Annotated in this window: 4 protein-coding genes; all 4 read left to right on the top strand. The window is 47.6% G+C overall.

What is annotated here, in order from left to right; translation table 11 throughout:
* The first annotated feature begins 213 nt into the window (after positions 1-213).
* Positions 214-483 (top strand): hypothetical protein, encoded by a 270-nt coding sequence (locus tag WAO31_RS00405; RefSeq protein ID WP_509588918.1) that lies wholly within the window; start codon positions 214-216, stop codon positions 481-483.
* A gap of 27 nt (positions 484-510) precedes the next feature.
* Positions 511-1,092: a hypothetical protein gene (locus WAO31_RS00400; protein ID WP_509588916.1), complete on the top strand. Its 582-nt coding sequence runs from the start codon at positions 511-513 to the stop codon at positions 1,090-1,092.
* Entirely contained in the window at positions 1,085-1,321 is a 237-nt protein-coding gene (locus tag WAO31_RS00395; RefSeq protein ID WP_509588914.1) for a hypothetical protein, read from the top strand. Before WAO31_RS00400 ends, WAO31_RS00395 begins: the two co-directional genes overlap by 8 nt.
* Before the next feature lie 46 nt (positions 1,322-1,367).
* Positions 1,368-1,819: peroxidase family protein (locus WAO31_RS00390; protein ID WP_509588920.1), on the top strand; the 452-nt coding region annotated here is incomplete at its 3' end.

The raw sequence follows: 1,819 nt of genomic DNA, 5'->3' as shown, positions 1-1,819 counted from the left end.
CGTTTGGAGTATCCGCGCTGGCGTTTGCAATTCTTAGCCCGAAGAAGGAGCGTTAAATGCCACCAATTCCAGACTGGCTGCTAATTATTCTTCTACTTCTAGGAGCTGGAGTCTTAGGTTGGCTAGTCCTTATGGTCATAACGTTTATAGGAATAGCAATTATGCCAAAGGACGCCAATGACAATATCTACTACGAGAAGAAGGATAAATAAATTGAAAGGCATTACAAGAACTTTCAACGTTAAAGACTACGACGAACTACGCGACGTAATCCCAACCAGTGGACTATTTGACATGACAGACTGCGCACTAGAGATTTGGTGTCCGGAGGCTGCTCAGACTGACGAGATAGAAAAGATGACTCGTCTTGTAGAGTCAATGGTTCACGTTACAGACGTCAAAGTTGGATCGGCAGTGGAAAATTTAGCTAGCTCTGACTACACAATTAAAGTTATAGAGGCACCCAATAGAAAAGTGAGATGATTCCCTCCGAAATAGAGGAAAGATAAAATGACAATGACACAAGAAGAAAAGAAGTACATAAAGAAGAATCAACGTCTACCTAGAGAGATACAAGATGCCTTTACATCTCTTAGGGGAGTTCAGAGTGACGCTTTAATCAGGGAGCTAGTAGATAACCACTGGACCTATGAAGCTGTTGCAAATGCGTCTGGACTTACCAGAGAGCGCGTTCGCCAAATTGCAAATGCGGTTCGTAACCTGGCTAAGGAATTCGATTTTGATCTCGAGATCGACATTCCAGAGCCCCCCGTAAAAGAGGAGAAAGAAAAGCCTCAGTACGTGGAGCCAGAGCCAGAAACCCTAAAGCGACTACTGGAGCTTCAGCCGTACGCACAGCAGGTTCGCTCCAACGGAACCAAGTACCGCGAAGAGGCAGAGGAGTACACTGCTCTGCTTAATCACGCTCACACCGTTGAGGGGGTTACTCTTTACCGTCTAGCTAAGCGTCTAGGAGTTACTCATGGTGCTCTACGCTTCCGCTTGGTTCGCTACGGATACAAGAAGCCTGTTACTGCAACAAGCACGGTTTACAGTCCGGTAAAGCAAGAGAATCGAGCAACAGATGGCTAACCTTCAAGACTATTTTAACGACTCACTCAGGAAAGAAAAGTTTGCTATTCTTGTAGCTGCAAGAGTGAATGATATTAGGTCTGGCACTGCCTCGCCTCTCGAATTTGAGAAGGCGGGCGGAATCCATCACCTACCAATAGAAGAAACTCTTATGTTTGCAGATCTTGTCGCAAGGGCAGTCTGTGCACACCTAGACCAACCAATACCAGGAGAGGAAAGTAGTGAGTAACTACGACGTAAACGAAAGTTCAGCTGAAGCCAAGTGCCCAGTTAACATGGGAACTGCAGGAGGCGCGTCTGCAGAACTAGGAACCACCAACAACGACTGGTGGCCAAACCAGATTAGTGTTGACCCACTTCTAAAGGGCAACTCTAAGAGCGACCCCTACATCGAAGGCTTCGACTATGTTGAAGAGTTTGGCACCCTAGACTTGCTAGAAGTCAAGGACGAGATCGTGGAGGTTATGAAGACCTCTGTTAGCTGGTGGCCAGCAGACTACGGACACTACGGTCCGTTCTTTATCCGTATGGCGTGGCACGCTGCCGGAACCTATCGTGTTTCCGATGGCCGTGGCGGTGGAGGCGAGGGCCTACAGCGTTTCGCTCCACTTAACTCATGGCCAGACAACGTAAACCTAGACAAGGCTCGCCGTCTACTATGGCCAGTCAAGAAGAAGTATGGACGCAAGCTCTCTTGGGCTGACCTAATGATTCTTGCAGGTAACGT

Origin of the sequence: Rhodoluna sp. (assembly GCF_049276775.1) — a bacterium.
GTDB lineage: Bacteria > Actinomycetota > Actinomycetes > Actinomycetales > Microbacteriaceae > Rhodoluna.
The sequence above is the reverse complement of the archived record's forward strand: the minus strand, read 5'-3'. Positions and strand labels throughout refer to the sequence as shown.

Coding starts and splice junctions, on each gene's coding strand:
- WAO31_RS00400 (WP_509588916.1), top strand. CDS start 511: ATGACAATGACACAAGAAGAAAAGAAGTACATAAAGAAGAATCAACGT.
- WAO31_RS00395 (WP_509588914.1), top strand. CDS start 1,085: ATGGCTAACCTTCAAGACTATTTTAACGACTCACTCAGGAAAGAAAAG.